This is a genomic window from Hydrogenophaga sp. L310 (genome assembly GCF_055703065.1).
Genome location: NZ_JBVPZA010000008.1, coordinates 82,884 through 97,596 on the forward strand (window position 1 = coordinate 82,884; position 14,713 = coordinate 97,596).

General features: G+C 66.9%; 11 protein-coding genes. 4 read left to right on the forward strand and 7 right to left on the reverse strand.

All coding sequences use genetic code 11. The features are described 5' to 3' along the window. Positions 1-37: 37 nt before the first annotated feature. From ntrB to AC0GNO_RS14570, 6 genes are all read right to left on the reverse strand, one after another. A complete protein-coding gene (ntrB, locus tag AC0GNO_RS14545) occupies positions 38-901 on the reverse strand; it encodes a nitrate ABC transporter permease (protein ID WP_472904453.1) in 864 nt (287 codons plus the stop codon). 1 nt (position 902) lies between these two features. Further along, positions 903-2,306 carry a CmpA/NrtA family ABC transporter substrate-binding protein gene (locus AC0GNO_RS14550; protein WP_472889011.1) on the reverse strand — a complete coding sequence of 468 codons (1,404 nt, stop codon included), beginning with the start codon at positions 2,304-2,306 and terminating at the stop codon, positions 903-905. Positions 2,307-2,451: 145 nt separating this feature from the next. Then, on the reverse strand, positions 2,452-3,129 hold the full coding sequence (locus AC0GNO_RS14555) for a response regulator (RefSeq protein ID WP_472904454.1): 678 nt from the start codon (positions 3,127-3,129) through the stop codon (positions 2,452-2,454). Next, positions 3,126-4,331: a sensor histidine kinase gene (locus AC0GNO_RS14560; protein ID WP_472904455.1), complete on the reverse strand. Its 1,206-nt coding sequence runs from the start codon at positions 4,329-4,331 to the stop codon at positions 3,126-3,128. Before AC0GNO_RS14560 ends, AC0GNO_RS14555 begins: the two co-directional genes overlap by 4 nt. A 157-nt stretch (positions 4,332-4,488) precedes the next feature. Next, entirely contained in the window at positions 4,489-5,439 is a 951-nt protein-coding gene (locus AC0GNO_RS14565) for a TerC family protein (RefSeq protein WP_472889008.1), read from the reverse strand. Between the two features lie 269 nt (positions 5,440-5,708). After that, complete coding sequence (locus tag AC0GNO_RS14570) at positions 5,709-6,755, reverse strand: homocysteine S-methyltransferase family protein (protein ID WP_472904456.1); 1,047 nt, start codon at positions 6,753-6,755, stop codon at positions 5,709-5,711. Positions 6,756-6,834: 79 nt separating this feature from the next. Between AC0GNO_RS14570 and AC0GNO_RS14575 the strand changes: the two genes are divergently transcribed. After that, the gene (locus tag AC0GNO_RS14575; protein WP_472889006.1) at positions 6,835-7,254 is read left to right on the forward strand and encodes a rhodanese-like domain-containing protein; all 420 of its coding nucleotides are present in this window, start codon (positions 6,835-6,837) and stop codon (positions 7,252-7,254) included. Between the two features lie 4 nt (positions 7,255-7,258). Continuing rightward, on the forward strand, positions 7,259-9,172 hold the full coding sequence (gene recQ, locus AC0GNO_RS14580) for a DNA helicase RecQ (RefSeq protein ID WP_472904457.1): 1,914 nt from the start codon (positions 7,259-7,261) through the stop codon (positions 9,170-9,172). Between the two features lie 45 nt (positions 9,173-9,217). On the opposite strand, the gene AC0GNO_RS14585 is transcribed toward recQ, so the two are convergent. Then, positions 9,218-11,482, reverse strand: coding sequence for an ATP-binding protein (locus tag AC0GNO_RS14585; protein ID WP_472904557.1), 2,265 nt, complete (start codon positions 11,480-11,482; stop codon positions 9,218-9,220). 317 nt (positions 11,483-11,799) lie between these two features. On the opposite strand from AC0GNO_RS14585, the gene AC0GNO_RS14590 reads away from it, so the two are divergent. Together AC0GNO_RS14590 and AC0GNO_RS14595 are read left to right on the forward strand one after the other, a co-directional pair. Continuing rightward, complete coding sequence (locus AC0GNO_RS14590) at positions 11,800-12,999, forward strand: threonine ammonia-lyase (protein WP_472904458.1); 1,200 nt, start codon at positions 11,800-11,802, stop codon at positions 12,997-12,999. 230 nt (positions 13,000-13,229) lie between these two features. Then, positions 13,230-14,696, forward strand: coding sequence for a mechanosensitive ion channel (locus tag AC0GNO_RS14595; protein ID WP_472889003.1), 1,467 nt, complete (start codon positions 13,230-13,232; stop codon positions 14,694-14,696). Positions 14,697-14,713 lie beyond the last annotated feature (17 nt).

Genomic DNA, 14,713 nt, shown 5'->3' on the forward strand with positions numbered 1-14,713 from the left:
CGGGACCACACGGGCTGCGCTTTCACGCACGCTGGACTCACTCCACATAGGTCACCGCCTTCTGCAGTTGGGCAAACATCAGGTCGAGCAGCATGCCGACCACGCCGATCACCAGCACGGCAAAGATCACGTTGGTGAGCGAGAGGTTGTTCCACTCGTTCCACACGAAGTAGCCGATGCCTGTGCCGCCCACCAGCATCTCGGCCGCCACGATCACCAGCCAGGCGATGCCCATGCTGATGCGCATGCCGGTCAGGATGGTGGGCGCCGCGGCCGGCAGGATCACCTGGAAGGCCTTGCGCAGCGGGCTCACCTCCAGCGTGCTGGCCACGTTGAGCCAGTCGCGCTTGACCCCGGCCACGCCGAACGCGGTGTTGATCAGCATCGGCCAGATCGAGCAGATGAAGATGACGAAGATGCCGCTCACGTCGGAGTCTTTCAGCGCGTAGAGCGCCAGCGGCATCCAGGCCAGCGGGCTGATGGGCTTCAACACCTGCACGAAGGGGTCGAGCGCCTTGCGCATCAGCGGCGACATGCCGATCAGGAAGCCCAGCGGGATCGCCACCACCATGGCCAGCAGGTAGCCCGCCGCCACGCGCGCCAGCGAATGCCCGAGCTGGATGCCGATGCCCTTGTCGTTCGGACCCTTGTCGTAGAACGGGTCCGACAGGTGCACCCAGCTCGCCTGCGCCACGGCCAGCGGCCCGGGCACGCCGGCTGTCTTTTCGGCACCCGGGTCCTTGCCCATCATCTGCTGGTATTCGATCTCTTCGGCCGTCAGGCCGGCCGACGAACCGCCGACCGACGCAGCATCGGTGGCGAGTTCCCAGATGCCGAGAAAGCAGACCAGCAGCAGCAGCGAGACCACCGCTGCGCGTGCGTTGAGGCTGATGCGTTTCATGTCAGGCTTTCGAGATGGCGAAGCTCTTGGCGTAGGCGGCGGCCTTGGCCGGATCGAACTCCTTGCCCATGATCTGGTGCTTGGTGTAGGTCGGGCCGGCCTTGAACTCCTGCCCCAGGTCCTTCATGTGCTTGCGCGCGTCGGTGATCAGGAACACCTTCTCGGCGATCGCCTTGTAGTCGACATCGCCTTTCACATAGCCCCAGCGCTGCATCTGCGTGAGCATCCACACCGCCATGCTCTGCCAGGGCATGGGGTCGAAATCGGCGCGGTCGGGCACTTTCTGGATCTTGCCCAGGCCGTCGGCGTAGGTGCCGGTGAGCACCTGCCTGACCACGATCTCGGGCTGGTTCAGGTACTGCGACGGCGCGATCACCTTGGCAATGAGTTCGCGGTTTTTCGGCTGGCGCGCCATGGCCGCGGCCGTGAGCACGGCGCGGTAGAGCGCGGCGAACGTGTTCGGGTTCTTCTGGATGAACTCGGTGGTGGTGCCGAAGGCGCAGCAGGGGTGGCCGTGCCACAGGTCTTTGGTGAGCGTGTGCAGGTAGCCCACCTCTTCGTAGACCGCGCGCTGGTTGAACGGATCCGGACCGAGGAAGCCGTCGATGTTGCCGGCGCGCAGGTTGGCCACCATCTCGGGCGGCGCGATCACGCGCAGCTGCACGTCGGTGTCGGGGTTGATGCCGTGCTCGGCCAGGAAGTAGCGCAGCAGGAAGTTGTGCATCGAGTAGTCGAACGGGATGCCGAACTTCATGCCCTTCCAGTTCTTCGGATCGCGGTTGTCCTTGTGGCGGATCGACATCGTGATGGCCTGGCCATTGATGTTCTGGATCGTCGCCACGTTGGTGGGCACGGCGTTGGAGCCCAGGCCCATGCTCATGGCCAGCGGCATGGGGCTGAGGAAGTGCGAAGCGTCGTATTCCTTGTTGATCACCTTGTCGCGGATCAGCGCCCAGCCGGCCGTCTTGGTGACTTCGACCTTGAGGCCCTGCTTCTCGTAGAAGCCCAGCGGGTGCGCCATGATCAGCGGCGTGGCGCAGGTGATCGGGATGAAGCCGATCTTGAGGTTGGTTTTTTCCAGCGCGCCCTTGTCCTGCGCCATGGCCTGCATGGTGCCCACCGGCAGCACGCTGGCGATGGCCGCCATGGCGGTGCCCTTGCCGACCGCGCGCAGGAACAGGCGGCGCTGCTCGTCGTGCGGGAACAGCGCTTTCACGAGCGTGGCTTCGATGAACTCGTTGCTGTAGGCCTCGAACTCGCTGCTCTCGCTGCGGCGGCGCAGCTCGATGGCCGCGCTGTCGGCCGACACCTCGGCGTGGTGGTCGGCCACGGTGTGGTCGCGCCCACAGCTGCACTTCATCATGAGCGGACGGTCGGCGTTGTAGGGATCGAAGAATTCGGACATGGCACACCTCGTGAGTTGATGACGGGGTGTGCATTGCAAGCGACGGGCCAGCAGCGGGCCTGATCAGCAGATTTCGGGGCGCTGGCCGCATTTCGCAGACACCCCACCGACCCGGTGTAGGGCTGGCCCTACACGGGCGGCCGTTTCAGGGCGTTTTGGGCGCGCGCGCGTGGCGCTCGGCGTACAGCGCGAGCTCCACGTCGTTCTTGGTGCCGGTCTTTTCCAGGATGCGCGCACGGTAGGTGCTCACCGTGTTGGGGGCCAGCCCGAGTTGCGCACCAATTTCGCTCACGGTTCGGCCCTGCGTGAGCAGGCGGTAGACCTGGTGCTCGCGGTGCGAGAGCGCTTCGGGCCCGGCCTGCGCACCGCTCTGGCCCACCGCGGCGGCCAGCGCTTCGGCCGTGGTCGGTGTGAGGAACACCCCGCCCGCCGCCACCTTGCGCACCGCGGCGAGCATGTCGTCCGGGTCGGCGCTCTTGTTCAGGTAGCCGCTGGCGCCGAGCTTGATGCAGCGCACGGCGTACTGCTTCTCGGGGTAGGTGCTGAGCATGAGCACCGGCAGCTTCGGGTGCTCGCGCTTGAGCGCCTGCAGCACGTCGAGCCCGTCGATGCCGGGCAGCGCGATGTCGAGCAGCACCAGGTCCAGCCCGGTGCGGCCCTGCAACGCAGCCACCTGCTCCAGCACCTCGGGACCGCTCTGCGCCTCGGCCACCACCACCACGTCGGGCGCATCGGCCAGGATCTGCTTGAGCCCTTCGCGCACGATGCGGTGGTCGTCGCCGATCAGCACGCGGAGGGTGTCGGTGGTGACAGCGGCGTTCATGTGCCTCCCCGCGGCAAGGCGATGGTGAGGCACATGCGCGTGCCCTCGCCCGGTGCGCTGGTGATGTCGATGCGGCCACCGAAGTGGCGCGCGCGCTCGCGCATGCCCATCACACCGTAGGCGTCCGCCGCCTCGAAGGCCTGGGCCGCCGCGCCCACGCCGTCGTCCTGCACCTGCAGCGAGAGTTCGCCACCGGTCACCTGGATCGCCACCCGCAGGTGCTGCGCGCGCGCATGCCGGCCCACGTTGCTGAGCATCTCCTGGAAGATGCGGAACACCGCCATGGCCAGCGGCTCGGGCGGGTCGGGTGCGTCGTCCACGTCCATGCACCATTCCAGTGCGAGCTCGGCCGAGGCCACGAACTCCTGCGCCTGCCACTCCAGCGCGGCCCACAGGCCCTGGTGGTCCAGGATGCTGGGGCGCAGGTCGGTGATGATGCGGCCCACGTTGTCGACCGCGTTCTCGATCAGACGGCTCATGTTCTGACACTTGCAGCGCATGCGCGTGCGCATGTCTTCGGCCGCGTCGGCGCTGCGCTGCGCCTGCTCGGCCAGGCGCTTGTCCATCCAGTTGACGTCCATCTTCAGCGCCACCAGCAGGCTGCCGAGCTCGTCGTGCACCTCGCGGGCGATGCGCGTGCGCTCGTCCTCGCGCACGGATTCCGACCAGGCGGCCAGCTCGCGCACCTGTTTCAAAGCGGTAGCCAACGCGAGCGTGCGTTCACTTACTTTTTCTTCCAGCTGGTCTTTGGCGCGCTGCAGCGCGTCGGCGGCGCGGCGGCGCTCGGTGATGTCCACGAAGGTGATCACCGCGCCGAGCACCTGGCCGTGTTCCACGATGGGGTGGCTCGAGTACTCGACCGGAAAGGCCGTGCCGTCGCGGCGCCAGAACACCTCGCTGTCGATCCGGCAGGGCAGGCCCTGGCGGAAAGCGTTGAAGATCGGGCACTCCGCCTCCGGGTAGGCGCTGCCGTCGGGGCGGGAGTGGTGCGTGAGATCGTGCATGTTGAGCCCGATCAGCTCTTCGGGCTCGAAGCCGATCAGGCGCGCACCGGCCGGGTTGATGAAGACACAAGCCCCGTCGAGGTCGACGCCGTAGATGCCTTCGCCCGTGGATCCGAGCAACAGCGCCAGCGGGTCGCGCCAGGCCTCGGCCGGCGGGGCCTGCGGGTGGCGGAACTGCGCATGGGTGTCGACGTGCATGCCCAACACAAGCAATCGATGTGCCAAAGCAGCCATGAAAGTCCATCCTCGGCGCCTCCCACGACAACACCCGCTTATCCCCCGGTGTGCTGCACACGGCACCGGACACGCTTGACTGCACCGGGCGGCACCCAGGATCCGCCCACGCCCGGAAGCTTCAGGTGTTCGGCGCCGTCTTCGCACTCCAGACCATGGTGATCGCCAGGATGCCGATCACCACACCCAGTGACACCGCCACCGGGATCTTGAAGATGTCGATCAGCACCATCTTGCTGCCGATGAACACCAGGATCACGGCCAGGCCGTAGTTCAGCAGGTGGAAGCGGCTGGCCGCGGCCTGCAGCAGGAAGAACATGGCGCGCAGGCCCAGGATGGCGAACACGTTGCTGGTCAGCACGATGAACGGGTCCTTGGTGATGGCGAAGATGGCGGGGATCGAGTCCACGGCAAAAATCACGTCCGTCAGGCCCACCATGGCGATCACCATCAGCAGCGGGGTGGCGATCTTCTTGCCGTTCTCCATCGTCCAGAACTTCTCACCGTCGTAGTGCTTGCTGACGGGCAGCAGCCTGCGCAGCAGCTTCAGGGCCGGGTTGTCGTTCAGCGCCGGCTCATCGCCCGCCCCGCGCCACATCTTCACGCCGGTGAGGATCAGGAAGGCGCCGAACACATACAGGATCCAGTGGAACTGGGCCAGCAGCCAGCCGCCCACCAGGATCATCACCGTGCGCAGCACGATGGCGCCGATGATGCCGATCATCAGCACCCGCTTCTGGTAGGTCGGCGGCACCGCGAAGTAGCTGAAGATCAGCAGGAAGACAAAGATGTTGTCCACCGCCAGGCTCTTCTCGATCAGGTAGCCGGTCAGGAACTCCAGCGACTTCTGGTTCGCCAGATCGGTGGAGCCCGTGCTGTCCTTCACCGCCCACCACAGCAGGCCGTTGAACAGAAAACTCAGACCCACCCAGATCAGCGACCAGTTGACCGCCTCCTTCACGCCCACCGCGTGGGCGCCCTGCTTCTTGAGCACGACGAAATCGACAAACAGCGCCGCCAGCACGAAGCCGACGAACACCAGCCAGAGCCACAGGGGCGCGATGGTTTCCATGAATGACAAGACCTTTTCTGAACGGACGGTGTTGATGGACAAACACCCTCCAAGGTCTGGCCGGAACCGGGCATGGCGCCCGACCCGGGGTTTCCGGCGGCCTTTTCCTGAAGGATCGGGCCGCGTACTGACGGAAACCCCACCCGCCGGAGGCCGGCAATGTGGCCGGTGGCGGGATGGTTACTCCCCTTGATGGGAGCCGCGATTGTCGGGGAGGACGCCCAGCCCCACAAACTGAAAGACCTTCAGGATTTTCCTGAAGATCGTGCTCAGGCCGCTTCCCTGTAGAACACCCCGCGCTGGAGACCACGCGGCGCCTGGCTCGCCACCGCGTCGTGAATCGCCCCGATGTGCTGCGGCGTCGTGCCACAGCAGCCACCCACGATGTTCACCAGCCCCTCGGCGGCGAACTCGCGCAGCAGGCGGCTGGTGACGTCGGGCGTTTCGTCGAAGCCGGTGTCGCTCATGGGGTTGGGCAGGCCGGCGTTGGGGTAGCAGCTGATGAAGGTGTCGCCCGCGACCTTGGCCAGTTCCTGGATGTAGGGGCGCATGAGCGTGGCGCCGAGTGCGCAGTTCAGGCCCACGGCCAGCGGCTGGATGTGGCGCACGCTGGCCCAGAAGGCGGTGACGGTCTGGCCACTCAGGATGCGGCCCGAGGCGTCGGTCACGGTGCCGCTGATGATGACGGGCAGGCGCTCGCCGCTGGCCTCGAAATACTCGTCGATGGCGAACAGCGCGGCCTTGGCGTTGAGGGTGTCGAAGATGGTTTCGACCAGCAGCACGTCGGCCCCGCCCTCGACCAGCGCTTCCACCTGTTCGTAGTAGGCGGCGCGCAACTGCTCGAAGGTCACGTTGCGGGCACCGGCGTCGTTCACGTCGGGGCTGATGCTGGCGGTCTTGGGCGTCGGGCCCAGGGCGCCGGCCACGAAGCGCGGTTTGTCGGGCGTGCTGAACTTGTCGCAGGCGGCACGGGCGAGGCGGGCCGAGGCGAGGTTCATCTCGCGCGCGAGGTGGGCCATGTCGTAGTCCTCCTGCGCGATCGAGGTGGCGCCGAAGGTGTTGGTCTCGATCAGGTCGGCACCGGCGGCGAGGTAGCTCTCGTGGATGTCGGTGATCACGTCCGGCCGCGTGAGGCTCAGCAACTCGTTGTTGCCCTTGACATCCTTGTGGAAGTCCTTGAACCGCTCGCCCCGGTACTGCGCCTCGTCGAGTTTGAAGCGCTGGATCATGGTGCCCATGGCGCCATCGAGGATGGCGATGCGTTGCGAGAGGATGGCGGGCAGCGCCTGGGCGCGGGTGTAGGCGGTCGATTTCATGCCCCGATTGTAGGAAGCCCCCTCGCCACAAGCCGCCCGCCCGCCGGGAGCCCCGCCCGTATCCCCGACAATAGCCGCCATGAAACACCTGCTCCCAAAGGAAGCCTGGGCCTGGCTGCAGGCCGAAACCGAGCGCCGCGCGGCGCTGGGCCAGGACGCACCCTTGTTTGTCGACGTTCGCATGGAGATCGAATCGCTCTATGTCGGCCGTCCGCCCGGCGTGGAGAACATCCCCTGGTACGAATACCCCGACCTCACGCCCGACCCGGACCGCTTTGCTTCGGTCGTGGCCACGGAAGCGGGCGCGAAAGACCGCCCGGTGCTGCTGATCTGCCGCAGTGGCAAGCGCACGCTGGACGCCGGAGCGGCGCTGGAGGCGGCCGGTTTCGCCGAAGTGGCGCACGTGGTGCACGGCTTTGAGGGCGACCTGAACGAGGCGTTCAAGCGCTCCAGCCTGAACGGCTGGCGGCATGACGGTTTGCCGTGGGAGCAGATGTAGCTTGATGAGCAACGCCATCGACATCTCCAGCGCGGGAGAAACCCTGGAAGCCTGCGCCGGTGTTCTGCAGGAAGTGTTCGGCTACGACGCCTTCCGCGGCCCGCAGGCCGACATCGTGCGCCACGTGAGCGAAGGCGGCGACGCGCTGGTGCTGATGCCCACGGGCGGCGGCAAGTCGCTCTGTTTCCAGATCCCGGCCATCGTGCGCGAGCGCGCCGGCCACGGGCTGACCGTGGTGGTCTCGCCGCTGATCGCGCTGATGCACGACCAGGTGGGCGCGTTGCTCGAAGCGGGTGTGGCGGCGGCCTTCCTGAACTCCAGCCTCAGCAGCGAGGAAGCGCAGGCGATCGAGAAGCAGATGCTGCGCGGCGAGATCACCCTGCTCTACGCGGCGCCCGAGCGCCTGACCACGCCGCGTTTCCTGGCGCTGCTGGACGCGCTGCACGAGCGCGGCAAGCTCTCGATGTTTGCGATCGACGAAGCGCACTGCGTGAGCCAGTGGGGCCACGACTTCCGGCCCGAGTACCGCGCACTGGTGGTGTTGCATGAGCGCTTTGCCGGCGTGCCGCGCGTGGCGCTCACCGCCACCGCCGACGACCTGACGCGCGAAGACATCGTGACGCACCTGCAGCTGCAGGACGCACGCCGCTTCATCAGCAGTTTCGACCGGCCGAACATCCGCTACACCATCGTCGAGAAGAAGGACGGCTCGACCCAGTTGCTGCGCTTCATCCGCGACGAGCACATGGGCGCCAGTGGCCACGACGCCGGCATCGTCTACTGCCAGTCGCGCAAGCGGGTGGAAGAAGTGGCGAGCATGCTGTGCGACACCGGCCTGAATGCCCTGCCTTACCACGCCGGCCTGGACGCGGCCGTGCGGCAGCGACACCAGGACCGCTTCCTGCGCGAAGAAGGCTTGATCATGGTGGCCACGATCGCTTTCGGCATGGGCATCGACAAGCCCGACGTGCGCTTCGTGGCGCATCTGGACATGCCCAAGAACATCGAAGGCTACTACCAGGAAACCGGCCGCGCCGGGCGCGACGGCGAGCCCGCCACTGCGTGGATGGTCTACGGCCTGCAGGACGTGGTGAACCAGCGCCGCATGATCGACGAGAGCCCCGCGGCCGACGAGTTCAAGCAGGTGCTGCGCGGCAAGCTCGACGCCCTGCTCACACTGGCCGAAGCGAGCGACTGCCGGCGTGTGCGCCTGCTCGCCTACTTTGGCGAAACCAGCACGCCCTGCGGCAATTGCGACAACTGCATCAGCCCGCCCGCGCTGGACGACGGCACCGAGTCCGCGCGCAAACTGCTCTCCTGCATCTACCGCGTGCAGCAGTCCAGCGGCATGGCGTTCGGCGCTGGCCACATCATGGACATCCTGCGCGGCAAGGTGACCGAGAAGGTGACGCAGTACGGCCACGACAAGCTCAGCACCTTCGGCATCGGCGCCGACCTGGGCGAGACGCAGTGGCGCGCGCTGATGCGCCAGCTGGTCGCGCGCGAAGCGATTCACGTCGATTCGGCCCACTTCAACACCCTGCACCTGGCCGACGCAGCGCGTGCCATCCTCAAGGGCGAAGCCCAGGTCTGGCTGCGGCCACTGAGCGAGAAAAAGAAAGTGTCGTCGCGCAGCAAGAGCGGCCGCAGCAGCCAGGCGGCGCTGGCGCCCGACGGCCAGCCGCTCTCGCTGGCCGAACGCGAATGCCTGGACGCGCTCAAGGCCTGGCGCGCCGAGGTGGCGCGCGAACACAACCTGCCGGCGTTCGTGATCTTTCACGACGCCACCCTGCGCGCGATCGCCGCTCAGAAACCACGCTCAATGGCCGATCTGGATGGTGTGGCCGGCATCGGCCAGAAAAAGCGCGAGGCCTATGGCGCCGAGGTGCTGCGGGTTGTGGGTGCTTTTTCCGGGTAAGCCCGGGCACACCCCTTCTGCGACCGGCCTGCGCGATGGCGGCGATCAAAAACCGATTTTTCTCGCCTCGCGCACGCCCGGTTTGATGCGGTGCTCGGCCTCCAGCTGGGCCAGGAATTCGGTCGGCTCGATGGACTCGCCCAGGATCTCCACCTGGCGCTTCACCGCCGCAAAGTCACCCGGACACAGCTGATCGAGCTTGCCCAGCCGCTCGCGCAGCGCGGGTTCCAGCGCCGCCGCGTCGCCGCCCAGCGCCTCCACGACAAACATGGTTTCTCGCTGCGGGGCGGTCAGCGGCTTGAAGTGGATCTTGAAGGTGAAGCGCCTCAGCGCCGCCTGGTCGATGCTGTCCATCAGGTTGGTGGTGCAGATGAAGATGCCGTCGTAGCGCTCCATGCCTTGCAGCATCTCGTTGACCTCGGTCACCTCGTAGGTGCGCTGGGCACCACGCCGGTCCTGCAGAAAGCTGTCGGCTTCGTCGAGCAGCAAGACCGCTTTTTCGGCCTGCGCCTCTCGGAACATGGCGGCCATCTGCTGCTCGGTTTCACCCACGAACTTGCTCACCAGATCGCTGGCACGTCGGATCATGAGCGGGCGCTCCAGCTGCTGGGCGATGTGCTCGGCCAGCGCGGTCTTGCCGGTGCCGGGCGCACCGTGAAAACACAGGCAGCCATGCCCGCGCGCCTTGAGCGCGGTGACGATGCGCGGCAGCTCGTAACGCGATTCGACGTTGAGCATGTCCAGGCTGTACTGCGTCACGCTCGGGCGCAACGCGAGGTCGGGCTGCCGCCCGAGGGCCTGGTCGGCGTTCTTCAGCTGGCGTTCGATCAGGTCGTCGAGCATCGGGGCATCGGCCGCTCGCTTTTTGGCGCCCCGGCGTGCCGCGGGTTTGGCCGGATGGGCCGCGAGCTGCGCAAAGCGCAGGGCGGTGCGGATCTGGGCCGGCGTGAGCCCCTTGCGCTCGGTGAGGCGCGCGACCAGGGCGTCGGACACCGCAGCGCCTTCGAGTGTCTTGCGCACCAGTTGCTCGCGCGCGCCGGGCGGCGGGCTCTTGAGTTCGAGGTGGTAGGCAAAACGGCGGCGGAAGGCCGGGTCGATCTGTTCGATGCGGTTGGTGACCCACAGCGTGGGCACGGCGTTGGATTCGAGGATCTGGTTGACCCAGGCCTTGCCACTGACGCTGCCCGTGTGGGGCGCGGCGACGTGTTCGGCGCGCGCAATGATCTGCGCCGCTTCGCTGGAGATGGGCGGGAAGACGTCTTCCACCTCGTCGAACAGCAGCGCGGACTGCGCCGTGCCCTTGAGGAACACCTGCGCGATCTGCAGCGAGCGGTAGCGGTCACGACCGCTGAGCGCGTTGCCATCGCGGTCGGCGTATTCCACCTCGAACAGCTCCAGCCCCGCCGCCTGCGCCACCACGCGCGCGAGCTCGGTCTTGCCGGTGCCGGGCGGGCCGTAGAGCAGCACGTTGACGCCGGGTTCCTTGCGCGCCACCGCTTCGCGCAACAGAGCGCAGAGCAGGCGCACGTCTTCGCCCACGTATTCAAAGTCCTTGCTGGTGAGCGCGGAGCGCGCGGCCGGGCGGGTGAACACCGCCATCAGCTCGCTCTGGTTGCGGTACTCGCGCATCAGCACAGGCGGCAGTTTTTCGCTGACCTTCATGAGGTCGGCGAGGTCGGTGATGTTGTGCTCGGAGATCAGGTTCTCCACCATGCCGATGCGCTCCAGCCGCGAGCCGGCGCGCAGCGCCTCGCCCACCTCGCTGGCCTTGACGCCGGCCACGTCGGCGATCGCCGCATAGGCCTCGGGTGCGTTGTTGACCTTGAACTCCACCAGGATGGAGCGCAGGTCGCGCTGGTAGCGCGCCAGCGTGCCGTAGAGCAGCAGGGCGCGTTCGGCGCGGTTGAGCTGCAGCAGGCCGGCCAGGGCGTCGATGTTCTTCTCCACCAGGGTGGACTGCTTCTTGAGCGACTGGCTCAGCCAGTCACCGGTCACGGCGAGCACGGCGAGCAGGTCCTTCGGCGACTCCTTGGCGTATTCGTCAAGGTAGAAGAACAGCGTGCCTTCCTCATAGGGTCCACGCCAGACGCCGTAGCGCTCCATGAACGCCGCGGTGGACAGTTTCTCGAAACCGCTCCAGAGTTCGTTGCCTTTGCAGCGGCGCTCCAGGAAGTCCCGCAGGCGGTGCAACACCGTCAGCGGCCAGATGAGGTGGCGCCCGGCCAGCGCGAGCAGGGTGTTGAGGTCGCGCCGCACATTGAAACGCGGCCCCTGGCGCGCCGCCAGGCTGAGCACGAAGTGCGAACACATGAGGTCCAGCACCGGCGCCTGGCGCAGCCCGTGCGGCACGAACACGCGAGCATCCGGCGACACCGCGTGGCGCGGCTCGGCACCCGCGCGCGGCTCGGACACCGTGCGTGTCACAGGCCCGACAGGCTGCAACAGGCGTTTGCTCATTCGGACTTCCTCCAGTCGTGACAACAGGGGACGGCGGACCAGATGCCGGCTTTGAAGCGGACCATAACCCAGCTTGATCCATCATGGAAGTGAATGATGGAGCATGTGTGACGAATTTGTGGGGCTATTCCCGGGGGCCGATTCCGGGCTTGCCGGTCCACAATCGCGCCATGCTGGAACTCAAAGACATTGAAGCCGCCGCGTTGCGGATCGCGGGCCAGGTGCTCGACACACCCTGCGTGGAATCGCGCACCCTCTCCCAGCTGCTCGGCTGCCAGGTGTACCTGAAGTTCGAGAACCTGCAGTACACCGCCTCGTTCAAGGAGCGCGGCGCCTGCAACAAGCTCTCGCAGCTCGGCGCCGACGAACGGGCCCGTGGCGTGGTGGCCATGAGCGCCGGCAACCATGCCCAGGGCGTGGCGTACCACGCCCAGCGCCTGGGCATTCGCGCGTTGATCGTCATGCCGCGCTTCACGCCGGGCGTGAAGGTTGAACGCACACGCGGCTTTGGCGCCGAAGTGGTGCTGCACGGCGACACGCTGGACGAGGCGCGGACCCACGCGCGCGAGCTGTCGGCGCGCGACGGCCTGGTGTTTGTGCACCCTTACGACGACGAAGCCATCGTGGCCGGGCAAGGCACGGTGGCGCTGGAGATGCTGCGCGTCCAGCCCGATCTGGACACGCTGGTGGTCGCGGTCGGCGGCGGCGGCCTGATCGCTGGCATGGCCACCGCAGCGCGTGCGATCCGGCCAGACATTGAAATCGTGGGCGTGCAGACCGAGCGCTTCCCGGCCATGTACAACGCCATCAAGGGCACGCACCTGCCCCAGGGCAACAGCACCATTGCCGAAGGCATCGCCGTCGGCACACCCGGCACGATCACCGAAGCCATCATCCGGGACAAGGTGGACGACCTGGTGCTGGTCGATGAGGGCGACGTCGAGCAGGCCATCGTGATGCTGCTGGAGATCGAGAAGACCCTGGTGGAAGGCGCAGGCGCGGCGGGGCTCGCGGCCCTGATCAAACACCCGCAGCGCTTTGCCGGCAAGAAGGTCGGGCTGGTGCTCTGCGGCGGCAACATCGACCCGCTGCTGCTGGCCTCCATCATCGAGCGCGGCATGGTGCGCGCCGGGCGGCTGGCGCGCATCCTCGTCAACGCGCGCGATGTGCCGGGCAACCTGGCCCGCATCACGGCCATCGTGGCCGACGCCGGCGCCAACGTCGACGAGGTGCACCACCAGCGTGCCTTCACACTGCTGGCGGCGCAGAACGTGGCGATCGAACTGGTGCTGCAGACGCGCGGCCGGGAACACCTGGCGCTGGTGATCAAGCACCTGCAAGACGCTGGCTTCGACGCGGCCGTGGTCTGAACAGCTGCGCGTCTTTCGTCCGGGCCGAATCACGCTCGGCCACTGAAACACCCAGCTTCGCTGACGCCGGAACGCCCGGTGCTCGGCACATCTGCCGACTACGGCTGACATCTTCTCGCGTTCCGGCTTCAACCCCGGAGAAAACCACCGGCATGCCAATCAAAGGTTGACGTGTCATTCCCCTGCTTGCATCATGGTCCGGTGTTTGACCCGTTCACAGGAGAAAGACCATGAACATGAACGCCTTGTGGGAGTCCTTGCAGAACAGCCTGGGCGGCCACATTCCCCAGTTGCTCGGCGCCATGGCCATTTTCGTGCTGGGCTGGTTTGTCGCCGTGCTGGTGCGCGCCGCCGTGCGCAAGAGCCTGGGCTTCGCCGGCGTCAACCAGCGTTTCAGCCGCCTCACCGGCAACGGCGTGGACATCGAGGGCGCAGTGGCCCTGGGCCTGTTCTGGGCGGTGATCCTGGTCACGCTGATGGCGGTCTTCAATTCGCTCGACCTGGCGATGGTGTCCGGCCCCTTCAGCGCGCTGATCACCAAGGTGTTCGAATACGCGCCGCGCCTGCTCGCGGGCCTGGTGCTGGCGCTGGTCGCCTGGCTGGTGGCCAGCCTGGTGCGCACGATGACGCAGAAGCTGCTGGACCGCACCTCACTCGACGAAAAGCTGTCTGAACACGCCGACATGTCACCCATCAGCGAAAGCCTGTCCGGTGCCCTGTTCTGGCTGGTCATCCTGCTGTTTGTGCCCGCCATCCTGGGCGCGCTGGAGATGCAGGGCCTGCTGGATCCGCTGCGCGACATGGTGGCCAAGACACTGGACATGCTGCCCAACGCGGTGGCCGCTTTCGTGATCGGCGGTGTGGGCTGGATCGTGGCCACCGTGCTGCGCAACCTCACCACCAACCTCACGCGCACCGCGGGCATCGACAAGGTTGGCAGCCGGGCCGGACTGGCCAGCTCGGTGCAACTCTCGGGCGTGATCGGCCTGCTGGTGTTCGTCGCGGTGTTCCTGCCGTCGCTGATTGCCGCACTGGACGCGCTCAAGATCGAAGCCATCTCGCAGCCTGCCACGCAGATGCTGGCCATGATCCTGGCCGCCGTGCCGCACATCATTGCCGCCGCGCTGATCCTGGTGATCACCTGGCTGGTGGCGTCGTTCGCCAGCAAGCTGCTCGCCAGCCTGCTGGCCACCGTGGGCTTCGACACCCTGCCCGCGCGCATCGGCATGGCCCACGCCTTCGAGAAGACCAGCGCCTCCAGCTTCGTCGGCCATGTCGCGCTGTTTTTCGCCATGTTGTTCGCCACCGTCGAAGCCGCCGGCCAGCTGGGCTTCAGCCAGGTCAGTGGCGTCGTCACCACCTTCATCACCTTTGGCGGTGACGTGCTGCTCGGATCGGCCATCCTGGTCATCGGCTTCTGGCTCGCCAACGTGGCCTATACCGCCATCGACCGCGCCAGCGGCCCGAACACCAAGGGGCTGGCCCGCATCGCGCGCTTCGCCATCCTGGCGCTGGTGCTGGCGATGGGCCTGCGCGCCATGGGCATCGCCGACGACATCGTCAACCTGGCCTTTGGTCTCACGCTCGGTGCCGTGGCGGTGGCCGTGGCCCTGTCCTTCGGCCTGGGTGGGCGCGAGGCGGCTGGCCAGCTGATGGCGCACTGGCTGGCCCGGTTCCGCAAGGAGGATGAGGCATGAGCGCCGCTCGGCCGTTC

Bases quoted from the DNA above. Each gene is read 5' to 3' on its own strand.
- AC0GNO_RS14575 (WP_472889006.1), top strand. From the start codon at position 6,835: ATGAAACACCTGCTCCCAAAGGAAGCCTGGGCCTGGCTGCAGGCCGAA.
- AC0GNO_RS14590 (WP_472904458.1), top strand. From the start codon at position 11,800: ATGCTGGAACTCAAAGACATTGAAGCCGCCGCGTTGCGGATCGCGGGC.
- AC0GNO_RS14570 (WP_472904456.1), bottom strand. From the start codon at position 6,755: ATGAAATCGACCGCCTACACCCGCGCCCAGGCGCTGCCCGCCATCCTC.
- AC0GNO_RS14560 (WP_472904455.1), bottom strand. From the start codon at position 4,331: ATGCACGTCGACACCCATGCGCAGTTCCGCCACCCGCAGGCCCCGCCG.
- AC0GNO_RS14595 (WP_472889003.1), top strand. From the start codon at position 13,230: ATGAACATGAACGCCTTGTGGGAGTCCTTGCAGAACAGCCTGGGCGGC.
- recQ (WP_472904457.1), top strand. From the start codon at position 7,259: ATGAGCAACGCCATCGACATCTCCAGCGCGGGAGAAACCCTGGAAGCC.
- ntrB (WP_472904453.1), bottom strand. From the start codon at position 901: ATGAAACGCATCAGCCTCAACGCACGCGCAGCGGTGGTCTCGCTGCTG.
- AC0GNO_RS14565 (WP_472889008.1), bottom strand. From the start codon at position 5,439: ATGGAAACCATCGCGCCCCTGTGGCTCTGGCTGGTGTTCGTCGGCTTC.
- AC0GNO_RS14550 (WP_472889011.1), bottom strand. From the start codon at position 2,306: ATGTCCGAATTCTTCGATCCCTACAACGCCGACCGTCCGCTCATGATG.
- AC0GNO_RS14555 (WP_472904454.1), bottom strand. From the start codon at position 3,129: ATGAACGCCGCTGTCACCACCGACACCCTCCGCGTGCTGATCGGCGAC.
- AC0GNO_RS14585 (WP_472904557.1), bottom strand. From the start codon at position 11,482: ATGTGTTCGCACTTCGTGCTCAGCCTGGCGGCGCGCCAGGGGCCGCGT.